At 52.8% G+C, this 19,298-nt stretch carries 14 protein-coding genes; 3 read left to right on the forward strand and 11 right to left on the reverse strand.

Translation table 11 applies throughout. The features are described from left to right. Window positions 1-31 precede the first annotated feature (31 nt). The 5 genes from JW953_16055 to JW953_16075 all read right to left on the reverse strand — a co-directional run bounded on the left by JW953_16055 (window position 32) and on the right by JW953_16075 (window position 5,075). Window positions 32-1,084 (reverse strand): class I fructose-bisphosphate aldolase, encoded by a 1,053-nt coding sequence (locus JW953_16055; GenBank protein MBN1994211.1) that lies wholly within the window; start codon window positions 1,082-1,084, stop codon window positions 32-34. Window positions 1,085-1,221: 137 nt separating this feature from the next. After that, window positions 1,222-1,830, reverse strand: a complete 609-nt coding sequence (gene leuD / locus JW953_16060; protein MBN1994212.1) for a 3-isopropylmalate dehydratase small subunit — start codon at window positions 1,828-1,830, stop codon at window positions 1,222-1,224. Window positions 1,831-1,870: 40 nt separating this feature from the next. Beyond that, window positions 1,871-3,286, reverse strand: a complete 1,416-nt coding sequence (gene leuC, locus JW953_16065) for a 3-isopropylmalate dehydratase large subunit (GenBank protein ID MBN1994213.1) — start codon at window positions 3,284-3,286, stop codon at window positions 1,871-1,873. A gap of 320 nt (window positions 3,287-3,606) precedes the next feature. Then, window positions 3,607-4,767 (reverse strand): iron-containing alcohol dehydrogenase, encoded by a 1,161-nt coding sequence (locus tag JW953_16070; GenBank protein MBN1994214.1) that lies wholly within the window; start codon window positions 4,765-4,767, stop codon window positions 3,607-3,609. 2 nt (window positions 4,768-4,769) lie between these two features. Continuing rightward, window positions 4,770-5,075 (reverse strand): antibiotic biosynthesis monooxygenase, encoded by a 306-nt coding sequence (locus tag JW953_16075; GenBank protein MBN1994215.1) that lies wholly within the window; start codon window positions 5,073-5,075, stop codon window positions 4,770-4,772. Window positions 5,076-5,405: 330 nt separating this feature from the next. On the opposite strand from JW953_16075, the gene JW953_16080 reads away from it, so the two are divergent. Next, window positions 5,406-6,263 carry a hypothetical protein gene (locus JW953_16080; GenBank protein ID MBN1994216.1) on the forward strand — a complete coding sequence of 286 codons (858 nt, stop codon included), beginning with the start codon at window positions 5,406-5,408 and terminating at the stop codon, window positions 6,261-6,263. Window positions 6,264-6,343: 80 nt separating this feature from the next. Here JW953_16080 and JW953_16085 read toward each other — a convergent pair whose 3' ends face one another. Both JW953_16085 and JW953_16090 read right to left on the reverse strand, forming a co-directional pair. Then, window positions 6,344-7,072: an SPFH domain-containing protein gene (locus tag JW953_16085; GenBank protein ID MBN1994217.1), complete on the reverse strand. Its 729-nt coding sequence runs from the start codon at window positions 7,070-7,072 to the stop codon at window positions 6,344-6,346. Window positions 7,073-7,258: 186 nt separating this feature from the next. Then, entirely contained in the window at window positions 7,259-7,969 is a 711-nt protein-coding gene (locus JW953_16090; protein ID MBN1994218.1) for a GNAT family N-acetyltransferase, read from the reverse strand. 354 nt (window positions 7,970-8,323) lie between these two features. Here JW953_16090 and JW953_16095 point away from each other — a divergent pair, with 354 nt between their 5' ends. Beyond that, entirely contained in the window at window positions 8,324-9,808 is a 1,485-nt protein-coding gene (locus tag JW953_16095; protein ID MBN1994219.1) for an MFS transporter, read from the forward strand. A 105-nt stretch (window positions 9,809-9,913) separates the two neighbouring features. Here the strand turns inward: JW953_16095 and JW953_16100 are convergent, their stop codons facing one another. The 3 genes from JW953_16100 to JW953_16110 all read right to left on the reverse strand — a co-directional run bounded on the left by JW953_16100 (window position 9,914) and on the right by JW953_16110 (window position 14,909). Further along, complete coding sequence (locus JW953_16100; GenBank protein MBN1994220.1) at window positions 9,914-10,780, reverse strand: alpha/beta hydrolase; 867 nt, start codon at window positions 10,778-10,780, stop codon at window positions 9,914-9,916. 253 nt (window positions 10,781-11,033) lie between these two features. Then, window positions 11,034-13,508, reverse strand: a complete 2,475-nt coding sequence (locus JW953_16105) for a SpoIIE family protein phosphatase (GenBank protein MBN1994221.1) — start codon at window positions 13,506-13,508, stop codon at window positions 11,034-11,036. A 264-nt stretch (window positions 13,509-13,772) separates the two neighbouring features. Then, window positions 13,773-14,909: a radical SAM protein gene (locus tag JW953_16110; GenBank protein MBN1994222.1), complete on the reverse strand. Its 1,137-nt coding sequence runs from the start codon at window positions 14,907-14,909 to the stop codon at window positions 13,773-13,775. Window positions 14,910-15,095: 186 nt separating this feature from the next. Between JW953_16110 and JW953_16115 the strand changes: the two genes are divergently transcribed. Beyond that, window positions 15,096-16,379 (forward strand): alpha-L-fucosidase, encoded by a 1,284-nt coding sequence (locus tag JW953_16115; protein ID MBN1994223.1) that lies wholly within the window; start codon window positions 15,096-15,098, stop codon window positions 16,377-16,379. Window positions 16,380-16,476: 97 nt separating this feature from the next. Here the strand turns inward: JW953_16115 and JW953_16120 are convergent, their stop codons facing one another. Then, on the reverse strand, window positions 16,477-19,194 hold the full coding sequence (locus JW953_16120; protein ID MBN1994224.1) for an IgGFc-binding protein: 2,718 nt from the start codon (window positions 19,192-19,194) through the stop codon (window positions 16,477-16,479). Between the last annotated feature and the right edge of the window lie 104 nt (window positions 19,195-19,298).

Consider the following 19,298-nt stretch of genomic DNA (forward strand, 5'->3'; position numbering starts at 1 on the left):
TGATGTCTCCTATCAATATTTAGATGTGATACTAGGCAATGGTAATACTTTCATCCAGATAAACATCCTGGATGTGATTCAGCAATTTGGCGCCTTCGGCCATGGGGCGTTGGAACGCCTTGCGACCGGAAATCAAGCCCATCCCGCCGCCGCGTTTATTGACTACGGCAGTGTAAACGGCCTCGGCAAAATCGTCGGCCCCGGAAGGCCCGCCGGAGTTAATCAGGCCCACCCGGCCCATGTAGTTGTTGGCCACTTGCCAGCGCACCAGGTCAATGGGGTGGTCGGTGCAGAGGTCGCCGTACATTTTGGGATGGCTTTTGCCAAAGCCAATGGCCTTAAAACCGCCGTTTTTGGTAGGCAGTTTTTGTTTGATGATGTCGGCCTGGATGGTAGCGCCCAGGTAATTGCCCTGGCCGGTGGTATCGGCGGCGTCGTGGTAATCCACGCCCTCTTTTTTGAATTCTGAGTTACGCAGGTAGCACCACAACACGGTGGCCATTCCCAGTTCATGGGCGTATTCAAAGGCTTCGCTCACTTCCACAATCTGGCGGCTGGACTCCTGGGAACCAAAGTAAATGGTTGCGCCAACGGCTACAGCCCCCATATTCCAGGCTTCTCTGATGCTGCCAAAAAAAATCTGGTCGTATTTGGCCGGATACGTCATCAACTCGTTGTGATTGAACTTGACCAGGAAAGGGATTTTGTGGGCATATTTGCGCGCCACCGAACCAAGCACGCCAAAAGTAGAAGCCACGGCATTGCAGCCGCCGGCCAGGGCCAACTTAACAATGTTTTCGGGATCAAAATAGGCCGGGTTAGGGGCAAAAGAAGCCCCGGCGGTGTGCTCGATGCCCTGGTCAACGGGCAAAATGGACAAATAACCTGTGCCCGCCAACCGCCCGGTGTTATACAACATTTGCAGGCTACGCAACACTTGCGGGTTACGATCCGACTGCGCCCAAACGCGGTCAATAAAATCAGGGCCAGGGACATGCAGGGATTCCTTGGAAATACCTTTACAAACGTGGCCTAACAAATCATCTGCTTTATCGCCAAGCAGTTTTACTATATCGGTTGCCATGATTTTACTTCCTTTCAAATAACAACTATTGTTATGTAAAATTTTTTAATTTGAAGCAAAGAGTATTGTCTATCTCTTTTTATCTTAGGCGTTTTATAAGAATTTAAGAGTGGCAGATGTCACCTTTGGGTGAAATGTCATTTTAGCGTATTGACCCGCTCCGGGTGGGTTGTTTCGTAGGCGGCAATGCTTGGGGCGTGGCCTTGTAAATAACCAAGTTGGTCAAGGCCGTTGAGAATGCAGGTTTTGCTAAAGGGATCAATGGGAAATTCCACCTGGCGGCCATCGGGTAAGATTAGTTTTTGCCGTTCCAGATCAATAGATACGGTAGTGTTGGGTTCTTCTTCTATCAGGCTTTTTAACTGCCAGTGAGTTTCATCATCCACTATCACCGGCAGCAGCCCCAACTTAAGGGAGTTGTTGCGGAAGATGTCGGCAAAACTGGTTGAAATCACCGCCCGAAAGCCGTAGCCCATAATGGCCCAGGGCGCGTGTTCTCGGCTGGAGCCACAACCAAAATTATCGCCCGCCACCAAAATTTTGGCCTGGCGGCCGTGGTCGGTGTTTAAGATAAAATCCGCTCTGGGCGAACCATCGGCGTGGTAGCGCCAGTCAAAAAACAGAGCGTCGCCCAGGCCCTGTTTATCCGTCACCTTCAAAAAGCGGGCCGGGATAATTTGGTCGGTATCAATGTTTTCGGTGGGGATGACGATCATAGTGGCGGTGAGTTTAGTGAATTTTTCCATTGGCTAACCTCGTAAAATGTGGCCTATGTTGACGTGGCCCTTAGCCCATCGTTCTGACATCCGTAATCTTGCCCGCAACCGCCGCCGCTACCGCGGTCAAGGGGCTGGCCAAAAACGTCCGCCCGCCCTTGCCCTGGCGACCCTCAAAATTGCGATTGCTGGTGCTCACCGCGTATTGCCCCGGCTCCAATTCGTCGCCGTTCATGGCAATGCACATCGAGCAGCCGGACTCGCGCCATTCCGCCCCCGCTTCTTTAAAAATCTTGTCCAGCCCTTCGGCCTCGGCCTGCTGTTTGACCTGCTGCGAGCCGGGCACCACCAACATTCTTACTTTCTCATCAACCTTGCGTCCCTTGATGAGCGACGCCGCCCGGCGCAGGTCGCTTAAACGGGAGTTGGTGCAACTGCCCAGGAAAACAACGTCAACCCTGTGGCCCAACAATGGTTGGCCGGGTCGCAAGTCCATGTAGGCTAATGCTTTTTCCAGGGTTTGCCGCTCGCTTACGTCTTTAAGGCTCTGCGGGTCGGGAATAACGCCGCTGACGGGTATGCTCATGCCGGGGTTGGTGCCGTAGGTGATCATCGGCTCCAGGGCATTGGCGTCAATAACAATTTCTTTGTCAAAGATCGCTCCTTCGTCGGTGGGCAGGGTGCGCCAGTGGGCTACCGCGGTTTCCCAGGCTTTGCCCTGAGGCGCATGCGGGCGCCCGGCCAGGTAGTCAAACGTGGCATCGTCCGGCGCCACCATGCCGGCCCTGGCGCCACCCTCAATGGACATATTGCAAACGGTCATCCGCTCTTCCATGGACAGGTTGCGAATGGCGCTGCCCATATATTCAAATACGTAGCCGGTGCCGCCGCCAATGCCAATGCGGGAGATGAGGTTGAGAATAATGTCTTTGGCCGAAACGCCCCGGCTTAAGGTTCCTTCGACTTTTACGGCGCAGGTTTTGGGTTTCACTTGCAGCAAACATTGAGTAGCCAGCACGTGCTCAATTTCGCTGGTGCCAATGCCAAAGGCCAGCGCGCCAAACGCGCCATGGGTGCTGGTGTGGCTGTCGCCGCAAACAATGATCATGCCCGGCTGGGTCAGGCCCAATTCCGGCCCAATCACGTGAACAATGCCCCGGGTGGGGCTGTGCATGCCATGCAGCGGGAGGCCAAATTCCGCGCAGTTTTTTTCAAGCTGGCCGATCTGGCGAATGACCATCTGGTCCGAGATGGGGACGTCTGGCGGAGTGGTCGGAATACCGTGATCCATGGTAGCCACGGTTTTATCGGGCCGGCGCACCGTGAGGCCCTTTTCCCGCAAGCCGGTGAAAGCCTGGGGTGAGGTAACCTCGTGAACAAGGTGCAGGTCAATATAAAGCACCACGGGGTTGCCCGGTTCGGCCGCCACAATATGATCATTCCAAATTTTTTCAAAGAGGGTCTGGGGGTGTCCCTTGGTTGGCATCTATCTTACTACCTTTATCTAGCGTTACTCAGGCCGGGTTGCATTTGCAGCGAACGACCAACGACCAATGACGAACGACCAACAGCCAATGACGAAAACCGGTCGTTCGTCGTTCGTCATTGGTCGGTCTTAAGTTAATCAGGTACAGCAAGGGCGAAGCTTATTAGCGGAATCAATCCGGCTTGCTTCGCCCTTGATTATCAGCGGTGATAATTAAATTTTCAGGGGTAAGTTTAGCACAGGGTGTGAAATTAGGCTAATGGGAGCCATGTTTATAGACCGGCATTACCGTTATGATCCCCCAGATCGGTCTGGATCCGTTAATTTGCCATTTCTGCTTCAAGAATGGCGGTTAATTCCGCCTCGGTCAGCAAAATGGGATTGCCTTTCATGCTGCTGGCTTTTTGGGCTTTGGCGACGGCGGCCGGGAAGTCGGCTCTGGTAAATCCATAATTGTCTAAAGGCGGCACTTGCAGGATTTGGCTCAATTTTTGCACCCAGGCCACCCCGTCGGCGGCTGTGGCCGTAGCCTGGCCGGTAAGCAATTGGGCAATTTCATTGTAACGGCTCAAGGCGGGCGAGCCTGGCTCGCGAGTTTGCAAGGCCCGGACATTAGCCTCCATTACGTAAGGCAGCAGCCGGGCGCAGATAACGCCGTGGGGGGCGGGAAACATCCCCCCCAGCGGGCCGGCAAAACCATGCACCGCGCCCAATTTGGCATTGGCCAGGGCAAAACCGCCAAACAGACTCGTGACACACATGTCTTCTCGCGCGGCCGCGTCGTGCCCAACCTCGTAGGCGCGTTGCAGGGAATGAGCGGCCCGCTGAATGCCGGCGCGGCATAGGGCATCGGTAATGGGGTTAGGGGTATTACACACATACGGCTCTATCACCTGGGTCAGCGCGTCCAGGCCCGTGCTGGCAGTGACCGCAGGCGGCATAGAGTAGGTCAGTTCGGGGTCAATCACGGCCAGGCGCGGCAGCATCAACGGGCTGCGCAAACTCACCTTCACCTGATGCTCTTTAGAGGCCAACACCGCATTGCGCGTGACCTCGGCGCCGGTGCCGGCGGTGGTGGGCAGGGCAATGTAGGGGACAGACGCCTGGGTAAGGGGTTGCCCCCGGCCAATAACTTCCAGGTAGTCAAACAAATCGCCGGTGTTGGTGATGAGGGCGGCAATGGCTTTGCCTGTATCCAACACGCTGCCCCCGCCCAGGCCAATTACCAGATCACACCCGGCGGCGCGGGCTTGTTTTACACCGTCCAGAACCAACGTAGCGGTTGGCTCGCCGGATACGTTAAAGGTTAAGGCGGCTACGTTTTGTTGTTTGAGTTGGTCTAACAAGGGGGCGGCCCGCCGGGTAGTGCTTCCGACCACAACCAGGGCGCGCCGGCCCATCTCGGCGGCCCATGGGCCAATTTTTTGGAGCGTACCCGGGCCAAAAACGATATGGGTAGCCGTAGCAAATTCAAACTGCATGGCTACCACCCTTCATCGTCAGGATAAAGATTGGCGTACTTGATGCTGCGGCGCGGCGCGGCCATCATAGGCGCTACGGCATCGCGCCATTTTTGATAGTGAGCGGTTTCTTTGTGCCGGGCCGGGTCGTCCGGCGCGCGGTAAACTTCAACCAAAACAAAGCGAGCCGGATCATCTTGCTGCTGGATAACGTCAAAGCGGGCAATGCCGGGTTCCTCCACACTCCGGCGGGCGTTTTCCAGAGTAGCCTCCTTAAAAGCTTCCACCTGGTCCGGCTTAACATGGACAAATACGTGCACAATAAGCATGGTTTTACCTCCCCAAAAAAATGTGAATGATCAATGTTGCTTTCCGGGATTTGTTTTTATTATACCAGCATCATAAAAATGAAAGAAAATTACCCCTCGCGGCAGGGCCTGTCCGACATTTTAGGAGACCGGTGGGTGTGAATCTGTGCTATACACAGACGGTGTCCCCCCAATTCCCCCCTGTACCTTCCAAAAATTTTGGACGCACCCTGCGGCCAGGTAAAACATTATGTAACTTAAAATCAGGCGGGTTATTGATTCTATTGCCTACCTGTGATACAATGAAGTAGTGAATATTATGGAAAGTCTTATTGGGCGGGAGTGACCATAATGAAATCCAAACTATTGAGGCTATCCTTTTTTCTGGTCTTTTTGCTCTGGCCAGGATTCTTTAACGTTGCCCCGGCTCAAGCTGGAGACCCTGATGATACCATTGGGCCACCTAATCAAAATCATCTTGTTTGTATAGATAAAAACAGTCTTTTAATTGTAGATTTAGATAGTGATGCCTTTGAGGGATCTGAGACAATAGGCTTTTTTGACCCTGAGATTGAAGTTGACGTTAAACAACTTGAAAAGGACTGCGAAGCGGCTGAAGATTTTGAAAGGTTGTTCGACCCTAGTGCTGACTTTACCGTTGATTATTTTCGGCAGACTCGTATCGAAGGACATGTTTTTGAATTTCATCCAGATCCTAATGGGCCGGGCGGGTGGACGGCCGTTCGCTCCCGCGATGTCCCCGTTGTGGCCTCAGGCCCCGGGTTTGAAATATTCTGGGGTTCTGAAAAAGATGGATTTTATTTTTTTAACAACCTGGGAGAAGGCCCTGTCACCCTCAATTTACGATTACCTCCTGATGCTTATCCCATTAATCCAAATATTACGGTTATGTCAAGGGGCTTTGCTGAAACCTGGCCAAATATTGATCTTGGGTTTTATCGGGGCGACGTACCCCCTGATGATGTTGAAGAGTTGCGTCTGCCTGGCGACCATCCAATTAGCACATTGATCCCAGGTGATACAATATTGGACACGGACGAATACGGCAATATTTTAGGTATGCCCAACGTAGGTGGTGCTTTGTCGCCAGATAGGCCGGCGGTGATCATCATTTTGGCCGCTGTAATGTTGGTTATCTTGCCGGCGGCCGGCATCCTTAAGATCCGACGCAACCGCCCTGAAACGTAGTGCCCTACCCCGACAAATCAAAAACCGATGTCCATTCCGGCATCGGTTTTTTTGTTCATTCTCAAGCCGGCCGCCAGATTTCACCGGGCAATGGCCTCCAATCGTTTGACCGTAAGCCGGGAAGGCGTTGGCAGGTAGGCGTCCCAGCGGAGCACTTCGTCAAGTTGGTAGACCCCCCGCACCACTTCACGCGTGGTCGGGTCAATCTGGCGAATGGCTTCATCCAGGGCTTCAATAGCCTTGGCCTTGTTCAGAGCTTCGGCTACTTCGGCGGGCAGTTCAATGGCTTGCAGGTTGAGGCTGGATAAGACAATGCCCAACCCCCTGACCCGTTCGGCAACTAATTGACCCAATTGGCGTTCGATCCGGTCACGGATAGCAGGTTTGAATATATCTTTCACAGCGTAGTGGCCCACCAACTTGCGCAAACAAATATCAACGTTGCGGGCAATCGCCCTGTTGGCGTTAGATAAACCGCGCAAACGCTGGCTGACCTTCTCGGTAATGAGTTCAGGCGACAACGCATACACCCCGGACCAATTGACGTTGAGCAACAAGCCGTCGCTGGCGGCAATAGCGGTAGTTTGACCGGCCGCCAACTTGGCCTTAGTTTCAACCACAAAATCCATTTTTTCAAAAGGGCGAAGGACGTGCCGACCGGCCGGCAGCACCCGCTCAATAAAGCCGTCTCGATCAACGGTAATGCCCACGCTATCCTCCGGCACAATCTGCGTTTTTACCCGGCGAAACGCAGCCACGCCGATAGCCAGCAAAATCAGAAACGTTATGGCCAAAATGATTACGTACATCTCTTGCGCCTCCTTAACCTATTGTCTTGTGCGGGCGGCAGTCATTTCAGGTGTGACGGCGACCCCGAAAGTGTATCTTTTACACTATTTATTGTTAAAAAATAAATCAACAACTTAGTGTTAATTTCACACTAAATATACTCCTAAAAACCGTTTTTGTCAATAGCACACTAACAATTTTAAGGTTCATATAAACGTCCCGGATTTTTGCCACCAGTGGAACTCGCCATGCAGGATAGCGGTGGCGCGTAAATCAGCGGCTAAATGTACTTCATCAGCGGCGGCAATCAGCGCGCCGGTAGTCAAACGACCTTGTTGCGCAAGCAGGATTTGGGCTGTTTTTACAGCCTGGCGTTGTTCGTCTGCCGATACTCCGCCACCGGCCAGCCCCTCAATCCACAAACCGCGATAGGTGAGGGTGTCTACGGGTACCAGCGTGACATTTTTTAAATACGTGTTTACCCCATCACCCGCTTCAGGCGACCACAAGAACAATTTATATACCTGGCCGTCGGTAAGATAACCGGCCCGTTCAAATGTCCGCTGGCTGGCAATATTGTCAATCCGCACCACGGCCCGGGCCAGGTTGACTTGCCGCTGCCGCGCATCCTGCCAGGTGGCTTCAACCAACTTTTGCCCTATCTGCCGGCCCCTGCTGGCCGGTCTGACCGCCAACAAATCAACCTCCCAGCGGCGAACGTTATGCTGGCCCCTTGTTAGAAAAGCCGAAACAAAACCAACGATTTTTTTGTCTGCCGCGGCCACCCAAACGGTGGTGGTATCGCTTTTAAGATGCGCACGACAAAGGCCAAAATCAAGGGCTTCTCCCCATACCGCTTGCACCACGGCGGCAAGGCCATCTATATCCTTCAGCGTTGCCCGGCGAATTTTGCTCATTAGTTTCTCCAAAAATCCATGGCAAGGTTCATCATTCCTTTGGCTGCATTGTTATAATACATCGTTCCCTCCTTTTGTTCAATGACGATAGGATGTCGTTTGACCAATAATTCCCGTTACGAGTTAGTGGTCCTCCTCTAACTCCTCCCTCAGGGGGGGAAACCGGCCAACGTCCCCCTGCTGGGGGAAATTGAGGGGGGCTTTCTGCCAAACCGGGAATCGCTGATATGAACCCATCTCGTTTGCCAGGAGACAAGATCAACCCCTTTTCCTTAGATGTATTTTAGCCCTCAGGCACACAGGATGGTATAATGATTCTCGAAAATCGTTGTGCGATTCTGCAAACCTTAAAGAATGTCAAATCATACCCGTGCCGCAAAGGCGCCCCCTCAACCCGACTACTCCCGCAAGTGGCTGGCTATGGCCGCAGTGGCCACCGGCGTTTTTTTGGGCACCATTGACGGCAGCATCATCAATGTTTCTCTGCCCACCATGATGCAAGTGCTGCAAACAGATTTTCCCACCATTCAATGGGTTATTTTGGGGTATCTGCTCACCATCACCTGTTTGCTGCTCAGTATGGGCCGGCTGGCCGACATCCGGGGCAAAAAGAAAATCTATCTCCTGGGCTTTGTTATTTTTACGCTCAGTTCAATGCTGTGCGGCCTTGCGCCCGGCGCGGGTTGGCTGGTAGGCTTTCGCATTGTGCAGGCCATCGGCGCGGCAATGGTGACGGGGCTGGGGATGGGTATTGTCACCGCCGCCTTTCCCCCTCAAGAACGGGGCAAAGCCCTGGGCATTATGGGCACCATCGTCTCGGTGGGTATTGCCACCGGCCCGGCCTTGGGCGGCCTGTTGATTGGCACTATTGGCTGGCGGGCCATCTTTTTTGTCAACGTGCCGGTTGGCTTTATTGGCGTGTTAATGGTGCGGGCTTTTGTGCCTGAGGATGTACCATCCGGCCAACAACGATTTGATTTTGCCGGGGCGGGCACGCTATTTGTCAGCCTTTTAAGCCTATTGCTGGCGCTGACGCTGGGCCAACGGTTGGGGTTCACCGCGCCGGTTATCCTGGCCTTACTGGTCAATTTTGTTTTTTGCCTGGCTCTCTTTCTGTGGGTTGAAAGTAAAGTGGTCCAGCCCATTATCAATTTGACCATGTTTCGCAATCCGCTCTTTAGTTTTAGCCTCTTGACCGGCTTTATGACCTTCATTGCCCTGGGCGGGTCTTTTATTTTGCCCTTTTATCTGCAAAACGTATTAGGCTATGAGGCCATCCAGGTGGGCCTGCTTTTAACGGTACTGCCGCTGGCGTTGTCTATCACCTCACCCTTGAGCGGCGCGTTGTCTGATCGTTTTGGCACGCGAGGCCTGGCCACAACCGGGCTGTTAATTATTGCCTCCACCTTTTTGTTGCTAAGTACGCTGAAAACAGACACCTCTACTCTGGGCTATATTTTGCGCGTTGCGCCGCTGGGGATTGGGATGGGCATGTTTCAATCACCCAATAACAGCGCCATCATGGGCGCGGTGGGCAAGCAGCGGCTGGGGGTTGGCTCCGGCTTTCTGGCCATGACCCGCACCCTGGGCCAGACCGCCGGCGTGGCCGTGATTGGGACCATTTTTGCCGCCCGCGCCGCCATGTACGACGGGCAGGCCATTAGCGCCGAAATTGACGCCGTGAGCGCCCCGGCCCTGGTGCGGGGTCTGCACGATGCCGCCATTCTGGTGGGAATGATGATGTTTGTGGCCGCCGGCATTTCGGCGGTGGGGCTGTGGAAAAAGTGGGAACATAAACCCAAAAGAGAAAGCCAGGCCGCGTCGCAGGTGTCTTCATGATTTCTGTAAAAGCCAAAGCGGCATCAGAACAATATTCTGATCCCGCTTTGGAAAAAATTCCAAACGTTAATTAGGATGATGTTATGGCCTCCTTCTCATTTTCATTCATCTTTCGCCTTGCAGAACAAACCGCAACCCCCGGTTAAAGGCTTCCGGTTTATTACCCGAATGTCGCTCCCCCTCAATTATTCGTGTCTCCATTTTGAGTTCCTGGTAGCCACGTTCGTTCATAACCTCTATGAAGGCCTTGACCGGCGGAGCCAACTCCTCCAATTCACCGACGCTCAAGAACAGTTTGACCGGCAGGTTCTGATGCTGGGCAGCATACTCGGCTTCCTGCTTAAAGATAGCCCCGTTGCCAAAGGGCACGGCCGGGCTGGCCGATACGTATCCGCTAAATAGCTCCGGTTCGGCAAACAGGGCATACAAAGCAAACAGGCCGCCAAACGAACTGCCCATCAGCACTCTTTGAGAGGCGTCGGCCCGATAGTGTGTTTCAATCAGGGGCATCAACTCCTCCTTAAAAAAAGCCAGAAATTGGGCGGCATCGCCGGAACCCGGCAACGAGGCTTCCGCTGCCGGGGTGTAATCCATGGCTCTGAGCGCCTCGTAATTCGGATTGTCCCCGGAGTAGGTAATACCAACAATAATGATTTCAGGGATGAACTTGTCGTAATAAAGACCGCCGTAGATGGAATCAAGTAGCTTGAAGTCCCACTGCCCATCAAGCACGTAGAGCACGGGATACCGGCGCGCTTCATCCGGCGCGTATTCCTCCGGCAGGCGGATGTAAAGATCGTAGGTGCGGCCGGTGTTTGTAGATTTGAGAGTTCTGACCTCCGAGTTCGGAAGCGTCACCTGGGACAAGGCCGAATTGCTGGCCGCCGGTGTTGCTTGGGCGCACGCGCTGATAATCAATAAACAGCCCAACCCGCCAAGCGTAAATAGATAGGGTTGAAATGAAAACGTCATGGGATTGAATTCCTCCTTAATCATAAAAAGTGAATAGTAGATGGTGAAAAGTAAACATCTATTCTCAGTAGATCCAAAATGTTGTTTGGAGTGGGCATTTTAATGCCAAAAAAACGCACTAAAGTGCGGACTACCAGCCCAAATTTGGATCTACTGATTCTTTATTTTTGCAGTTTTAACGCCAGCCATAAGCAGAGGTAATAGTTCTTCGATGGCGGGGGCCAGGCTATTGTAGTACAGCATTAAACCACAATCACATTACTCGCAGCACCACCATTGTCATATCGTCGTGCTGTTTGGCCCCGCCCACAAAGGCGGTGACGGCGTTTTTCAATTGCAGAACCACCTCGGCAGCGGGCAGACCGTCGCAACCGGCCATAAATTGCTCTAATCGCTCAAATCCAAACATTTCGCGCCGGGGATTCATGGCCTCAACCACTCCGTCGCTGCACAGCAGAATAAGGTCGCCGGGTTGCAGGTCAAACTGGTAAGCGCGATATTTTACCTCGGCCAACACGCCCAGGGGTAAACCGCTTACGTCAATATATTGACAATCCCCCTGGCGGCGCAATAACGGCGAAATCAAACCGGCATTGCTGGCGCTAAAATTCAATCCCTGCCCCGGCTGGTGCTGGATAATGGTGTAAAGCAGGGCGGTATTCACGCCGCCTTTCAACTGGGCGTGGAGTAAGCGGTTCATCTCGGCCAGCAATTCGGGCGCGCGCAGATGGTGGGGCGATTTGGCCTGCAATGAGCTGACCGTCACCGCCATAAACAGGGCGGCAGACACGCCTTTGCCCGATACGTCGCCCACGGCAATGCCCACCCGCCGGTCGTCAAACTTGAGGTAATGATAAAAATCTCCCCCCACCTCCTCGGCGGGCATTGAAAAGCCCACAATCTCCACCCCCGCCAGCACCGGGTCTGCGGCGGGCAACAAACTTAACTGAATGCGGCGCGCAATCTCCAGATCGCGCTGGGCGCGCGCCTGGGTGGCTAATTTTTCGTGCAATTGCGCATTCTCCAGGGATACCCCGGCCTGGCGGGCCAAAGTTTCGATCAGATTGATCTCCTCCCGCTGATAATATTCCCCAGATCTTTTTGGCCCCAAACCGTATAAACCCACCAATTTGTCGCCCGATAGCAGCGGCGCGCAACACCACATCCCGGCCTGCTGCAATCTATGCAGGGGTGAGGGGTATAGCCTCTCGCTTCCGCTGCCGTGCAGCCAAACCAGCCGCCCTTGTTTTAAGCGATGATATTCAGGGCTGTTTTGCGGCGGCAAAGCATCAAGAATGACCCGCCCGCTTTTTAAATTGAGCCGGGTCGGAATGGTCTGCGTGAGCAATTGCAGCCAATCATTGAGCAGCAGACTGGTGGCCAAATCCCGGCTCAGTTGGGCCAAGATGGCGGCGTAATTGAGCTTGTTGCGGTAAAACAGGCGATCAATGAAGCGTTGCACATAATCACGCAGGGGGGTAAACAAAAAGGCCACTACTAGAGCAGAAACAAAAAAAACGCTGGCGTTACCTGTTCCTGAAGCCACAACCGACGACTGCCCCAACAGCCCCACAAAGGTAAACACCAGAGCCAGGTAAACTATGCCCAGCACAATGGTCAGGGCGGCATACACCAGGCTGGCCTTAATGATTAATTCAATATTCCACAGCCGGTAACGTAAAATAGCCACCGCCACAGAAAAGGGAACAAAAAGTAGTAACAGGCTGGAAATTTCTTGGGGGAGCAGGCGCAGGCCAAATAACAGGTAAGGCAGATCCATCAAGAGAACATTGGGCAGCGTAGCCATCACCGCGCCCCAAGCTATCCAGCGAAGTTGATTTTTGGGCACCACGCCGCGAGTGGTGAAATAGGTATGCACCAACACGGCGCAGGCCAACAATAAGTAAACGCTGTAAATGGCCTTGCTCCAGGGATAGGCCACAGTATGGCAATGGTGCAAGTTTCCATCTACGCTCATTATAACAGCCAGCGTGACCACCGGATTCAGGAGATGGAGGGGGAGGGTTACATAGGGCCAGCGTTTTAACCAGGCTTTGGGTTGAGGAAAGCTAAAGCTAAACACCAGCACGTAGCTATAGGTAAACCAGCGAGTCAGCAGGCGCAGAGGGATAAATAGCCACAACAAACTCCAGCCCAACTCGGCGCCCAATACGGGGGGGATTTCATTTTGCTCAATCAGGGCCATCAGCAACATAACCAGCGCCGCCACGCGGCCAACCAAATCCCTGCCCCGCGCCTTAAGAATAACCCAACCGGCAATTAGAAAAGCGGCCCCAACCACAAAATGGATCAAAAATTGGCGGCCTGGCGGTCCCAGAGGCGACCGTCCCAGCGGAACCAACAATGGTTGTGTTTCGCCGTTGCGGCCCACGGTGATCTCGGTGATAGGCCGGGAATGGTTGAGGCGTTGGATAATGCCGGGCAAGGTACGCCAGCGTTGGTCCAGCCACCAGTCTAAATCATGATCTTGAATGGCGAGGATTACATCGCCCTGGCGCAAACCACCCGGCTCTATTGAGGCGATACCCAAAACCTGGATCGGTTCCTCTCGTACAGCGATGGTGCTTCCATCAACCGGCACCAACAAATAAACGAATAAGTTGGCCAGGCTGAACAGCAAAACAAAAACAAGCACCAGCCACACCAAGACGACTGCGCCGTTCTCTGTCCACTTTTTTAGTTTGTCCCGGCCGAGGTAAGTCATCATGGATTTCTTTATCCACCTGATACGGCAAGAAACCAATTTCAAATGATCCTTGAAGACACTTAGTAAAACAGCATCGCGCCCAACAAGGCGCAAGGATGGTCACTGAACGTCAGCACTCAAATATCAGTATACTCCAGGTTAAGGTTAAAAGGAAATGGAAAAATATTCCTATGGGGCCGGAAGGTTGATTATATTTTTGAAACAGGAGGGCATGGTGAAGCCAGAGAATTTCTCTGCCGACTGAAATGGGATACCTGCAATGTTTTATGAGGAAAAAAGCGGCAATTGATAACCGGGCTGGCGGCCATTGAGCAAAATGTAAGGCGCAGCGCGAGAGGTCCATATCCCCATCTGTTTGAGTTGCTGCAAATCATTCAGGCAACCTTCTCGCCGGGCATTAATAATGGCCTCCGCCGATTTGGGACCAATCCCGGGGACGCGCAGCAGTTCGGCCCGACTGGCCCGGTTGATTTCTACCGGGTGCTGGAGACACTGCCGCGCCCAGATTAATTTAGGGTCACTGGTGAGGGGCAAATTACCTTGGGCATCAAAGGGGAGTTCCTGTAAATTAAAGCCGTAAAAACGGAGCAACCAATCGGCCTGAAACAGGCGATGCTCTCGCAACGGCGGCGTTTTGGGCATATTTTCAAACGGGGTATTGGACACAGGATTAAAAGCTGAATAGTAGACGCGGGCCAGATTGGCCTCCCGGTACAGGGTGTTGACCGTGGTCAACAATTCCCGGTCGGCTTCCCCTGCCGGGCCAACCACAAACTGGGTGGTCAGGCTGGGCCGCTTGACCCACGGCTCCAAGCGATGTTGATTTTGGCGCAGCCAGTACAACGGCGGCAATAGTTCTTGCCAAAAATCCTTTTTGGGGGCCAATCGCGCCAGCCGGTTTTCATTGGCTCCTTCCAGATTGATGGAGAGGCGGTCGGCCAGCCGGGCGGCCTGCTCAATTTGGGCGGTTTCTGCGCCAGGCATAATTTTGAGATGCACATAGCCCATGTATTCATACTTGCGACGGACCAGTTCCACGGTGGCCAGCATCTTATCCATCACCCTGGCTCCGCCGCCGGCCACTCCGCTACTCAAAAATAGACCATCCACCAGCTTTTTGCGCTGCATCTGGTCAAAGGCTTCGGCCAATTCCTCCGGCGTTAAGGAGACGCGCTGATAGTTACGGCCTGCCTGAAAGGGACAATAGTAACAATTGCGCTCGCAGGCGCTGGTTTGCATAATGCGCATCACCGGAATTTTGCCCCGCTGCGGATGGGTTACGTAAGCGCGACTGTGGGCAATGAATTGTTCTTTTCTTTCTTGACTCGTGAGCGCGGGCGGCCCTTCGCAATCAAGGGCGGCAGCCTGCTCCAGTGTGTCAACTTTTTGGCGCAGGTCCATAAAATAATTATAAGAACTGATGTTCTTTCTGTCAAATAATCTGGGGGGATACTGGCGAATGTCCCTGACAAATAACCTAATCCAGCCATTGCATTTGGGTTTCCAATGTTATACAATCAAAAGGTAAGGTAAACAATTGGTTGAGGCAATCCAGCCCTCATCAGTCGCAATCCAAGGAGGATTAAAGTGTTACAACCCAAACCCACCCCCGGAGACAGCGCGTGGTTTGTCCACGACCGTTTTGGCATGTTCATTCACTGGGGTCTATACGCCCTGCCCGCCCGGCACGAATGGGTTAAAAGCCGTGAGGAGATTTCTGATGCGGATTACCAAAAATATTTTGAACAATTCAACCCCACTTTGTACCACCCCCAACAATGGGCGCGCGCGGCCCGGGAAGCGGGAATGAAATACGCCGTTATCACTGCCAAGCATCACGAAGGCTTTTGCTTGTGGAATACCCAATATACCGACTACAAAGTGACCAACACGCCCTACGGCAAAGACCTGCTCACGCCCTTTGTGGAGGCCTTTCGCGCCGAGGGTTTGCGGATTGGTTTTTACTACTCCCTGCTTGATTGGCATCACCCGGATTTTCCCATTGACATCCACCATCCCCTCCGCAACCATCCCGCAGCCGCCAAAATGAATACGTCGCGCACTATGTCGGTTTATGCCGAATATATGCGTAACCAGATACGGGAACTGCTCACCAATTTTGGCCAGATTGACGAACTCTTCTGCGATTTTTCTTACCCCAACCGGGCCTACCAGGGCCTGCCCGGCAAAGGCCGCCAAGATTGGGAAAGCGAGAAACTGGTCAAACTCATCCGTGAGTTGCAACCAAACGTCATGCTCAACAACCGGCTTGACCTGCCTGAAGCCGCCGACTTTTACACCCCGGAGCAAATCCAACCCCCGAAGTGGGTTCGCATCAAGGGCCAACCCGTACTCTGGGAAACTTGCCAAACCTTCAGCGGTTCCTGGGGTTATCACCGCGACGAAGAAACCTGGAAAAGTCCCGGCCAGTTAATCCGCATGCTGATCAGCACCGTTGCCTGCGGCGGCAACCTACTGATGAACGTCGGCCCTACCGCTCGCGGCACGTTTGACCGGCGGGCGCTCGACGCACTGGCCGTTTACCGAGATTGGATGGCTGTCAACAGCGCCGCTATCTACGGCTGCACCCAGAGTGAATTCACCCCGCCGCAGGATTGCCGATTGACCCAAAATGGCAAGAGACTCTATATTCATGTGTTTGCCTGGCCGTTCATGCATCTGCTGGTAAAAGGATTGGCGGGCAAAGTGAAATACGCTCAATTTCTACACGATGGCAGCGAAGTGCTGCTGGACGCCATTCCAGAGTGGCAACTGGAACACATGCAAATATCCAATGATACTCTGATTTTGACCCTGCCGGTTAAAAAACCCAACGTAGTGGTGCCGGTTATTGAACTGACCCTGAAATAAAAAACGAAACACAGGAACCGTCATCATCAATGAACAAACCGCACCTTATCACCCTGGGTGCGGTTTGTTGTTGTGGTCAAACTTGTTTTAACCAGGATTAATGACCTTTTTTTGATCTCTGCCTGACATAAAGTATGGCCGTACCTATACCCAGTAAACCCAGTATTAATAATGCCCCATTAACAACCATGTTAATTCTGGCCCCGTTGGTTATGCCTGTTTCCGGCAAAAACATGACCGGCAGGTCAACGGGAGTAGCCGTAGGAACGACCTCGGCAATAGGCGTGGAGGCGGGGGTTGGGGTAGGAGTAGGAGTAAGGGTTGGGGTGGGGGGCGGAGGATCGTCGTCGTCTGGTGTTGGTTGAGGGGCAGGGGGTGGTGGAGGGGCAGGGGGTGGTGGCACAGAAATATTCAAATTAGCATCATTATGACAGACCAGAGGAGGTAAGCCATCACTGCGTTCTGCGCCGGGAACCGTTACGCGGACGGTAGTGTTGGTTGAAGTGGCAACCTGGTTGACGGTAAACCCAACCAGCAAGTTAATCGTGCTGGCTGGAGTGAGGTTGCCAAAGGCAGGAATAAGGTTATGCCAACTAATCACACCCGTGCCTACCAGATCGGGATCGACTGAGGCACTCTGGAAAGTCAAGTAAGTTGCGTTGAAATTATCTTGTAAGGGTAACTTGGTAATGGTGATATTACTGGCATTGGTAATGGTCAAATTAAACGTGATGGCCTGGCCCGGGGCCACAATGCCATCAGCCGGGTTCACCAGGGTTTTGTCAATAAGCAAAACAGGCGTAATTGGGCCGGTGGGCACCAACACCGTCACCGTGTCATCCAAAGATATATCCCGCGAACTGGCTATAGCGCGATTGGTAATCGCTCCACCGGTACTGTTAACCACGGCGTCAAAGGTAAGCTCACCAGTTCCTCGAGCGCTGAGCGGGCCCGTATCAAGGCTTGCCAGAAAAAGCTGGTTGGCTTGCGCATCTGGCACCGCCGCGCCATTGAGAACCATGGAATTAGGCACATAAGCAAGTTGTCCACCAGAGGGCAAAACATCTTGAAGCCTGACTTCATTAATATTATAAGCAGCATTGTTCAAATAAAATAATCTAAACCGAACCGTATCATTTAAGGTAATGGAACCGCTACAGTCAGTGTCTTCAACCAGGCCAAAGGTTTTTTGCACATTCAGCGAAGTTAAGGGCACAATGCTGGTCCCAACGTCAATAGAAGGGAGCGCCCGGTCAGCATCCTGGTCTTGTCCCCAAACAGCCGCAAACGGCGTCCTATCAGTGGTATAAAGCACCGCGCCGGTCATATCCAGATCAACGGTATCGGTAATGGACACTTCCGCCCGGGCCGGAACACTCACAGTTCTATCAGGAGTGCCGTCATTATCGTAATCTACCAAAACGGTAGTTGTAGTGGTAGCGGAAACATAAACCCGAGACTCGTTACCAGTACCAGCCGGGGGCGGGCGCCGGCTGGGCCCCCAGGCTATCAAATATTGAGAGGTCAAACGTTCAACCGGCATCAACGCATATCCCCAGTCTTGTTCAAGATTTTGATCAAACGCAGCCACTATGTAAAAAGGACGATTATCATTAAGATTGGTAAAATGCATGCCGGTACGATTATTAATGAGGGCAGCAGGGGGATACTTGGCTGTACTATAAGGCAATACGGGCACATTTTGAGATGTGCCGTCATCTCTTGTGGCGCTTATGGTTAGAGGGTTGGCCTGATCTGGGTTAAAAATCCAATAATCGCCATCAGAACTGCGGGGGCCCAAATAGTTTTTCTGCCATTGGTCCAGAGGAACAATAGTGTAAGCGCGCGCTTCATAATTAGAACCGGGGTTGGCTGTAAGCACATGCACCTGGATCGGGTGGTCTATATCTTGCGAACTGACTATCGCGCCGGTCAACACACTTTTGGTTGGGTCTGCGCCGCCAAGATCAGTCAAATCTATACCCGCCTGGTCTCCTACCCGGGTAAACTGCTCGCCCCGATTTAAGGTAACCACAAAGGAATCCGTCCCCCCCGGGCCATCCAGATCAATCGTTACCCGGGTACCGTCAACCGCTGCCTGCACATTCAAGCCAACCACCGCAAAGCCACCCCGGCTTCCCACCAGATTTTCTCCAACAGGGATAATATAGTTAGCGCCCCATTGATTGGTGGGGTACAATTCCCAGGCACCGGCGTACAGAATACGAATGTCACGACCATTCGGATTACTATATTCGGGGAATTGAATTGGCCAGAGAGCCAAAGATAAAGAAATGGGGCCGCCAATGGCCGTCAGCATATCGCCGCCATCAAAAAATACCTGGTTGGAATCACGAGTGCCGGCGGCATCTAATACCACCTCATTGTTCAGGGTAATGATGGCTCCCGCATTCAGCACATCAGCGCCAAAACCCGGTGGGATGCCATTGGCCGGGTCATTATCTCCCCATATCTGGGTTCTGGCATTGCCAGAAACTTGAATAGGCGATGTTAGGTCGGGTTCCAGGCTGTTCTCCCAATGGTCGTAGTAAACTACGGTACCGTCTCGATACACGGCAATGGAAATTGTGGTTTCAATATCATCACCAATTTGACTTGCAGCCTCCCCAAAGAAACTTTGATCGAATCCTTCATCAAACTGATCGTCCATTATTTCCGCAGGATACGGAATAAAAAAGGTAAAAGCGTCAATGCGCCCTCCCTGCTGGGCCTTAGCCTGGGTAACCAGCCAAAAGCCACCCGCCAAGCAAGCCGCTATTAGAACAAATAAATTCAAATTTCTTTTGATCTTCATAGATCTTCCCCTTTTTTAATAGGGTGTGTTTCAAATCAGTTGAAGGAGTGCAGAATTCATTCTGCCTCTGCCAAAAAGCGGAATAAATTCCGCACTCCAGGGGT

The organism is Anaerolineae bacterium (genome assembly GCA_016931895.1).
GTDB lineage: Bacteria > Chloroflexota > Anaerolineae > 4572-78 > J111 > JAFGNV01.

Coding starts and splice junctions, on each gene's coding strand:
- JW953_16090 (MBN1994218.1), bottom strand. CDS start 7,969: ATGAGCAAAATTCGCCGGGCAACGCTGAAGGATATAGATGGCCTTGCC.
- JW953_16085 (MBN1994217.1), bottom strand. CDS start 7,072: ATGTACGTAATCATTTTGGCCATAACGTTTCTGATTTTGCTGGCTATC.
- JW953_16105 (MBN1994221.1), bottom strand. CDS start 13,508: ATGATGACTTACCTCGGCCGGGACAAACTAAAAAAGTGGACAGAGAAC.
- JW953_16075 (MBN1994215.1), bottom strand. CDS start 5,075: ATGCTTATTGTGCACGTATTTGTCCATGTTAAGCCGGACCAGGTGGAA.
- leuD (MBN1994212.1), bottom strand. CDS start 1,830: ATGGAAAAATTCACTAAACTCACCGCCACTATGATCGTCATCCCCACC.
- JW953_16100 (MBN1994220.1), bottom strand. CDS start 10,780: ATGACGTTTTCATTTCAACCCTATCTATTTACGCTTGGCGGGTTGGGC.
- JW953_16095 (MBN1994219.1), top strand. CDS start 8,324: ATGTCAAATCATACCCGTGCCGCAAAGGCGCCCCCTCAACCCGACTAC.
- JW953_16110 (MBN1994222.1), bottom strand. CDS start 14,909: ATGGACCTGCGCCAAAAAGTTGACACACTGGAGCAGGCTGCCGCCCTT.
- leuC (MBN1994213.1), bottom strand. CDS start 3,286: ATGCCAACCAAGGGACACCCCCAGACCCTCTTTGAAAAAATTTGGAAT.
- JW953_16120 (MBN1994224.1), bottom strand. CDS start 19,194: ATGAAGATCAAAAGAAATTTGAATTTATTTGTTCTAATAGCGGCTTGC.
- JW953_16070 (MBN1994214.1), bottom strand. CDS start 4,767: ATGCAGTTTGAATTTGCTACGGCTACCCATATCGTTTTTGGCCCGGGT.
- JW953_16080 (MBN1994216.1), top strand. CDS start 5,406: ATGAAATCCAAACTATTGAGGCTATCCTTTTTTCTGGTCTTTTTGCTC.
- JW953_16055 (MBN1994211.1), bottom strand. CDS start 1,084: ATGGCAACCGATATAGTAAAACTGCTTGGCGATAAAGCAGATGATTTG.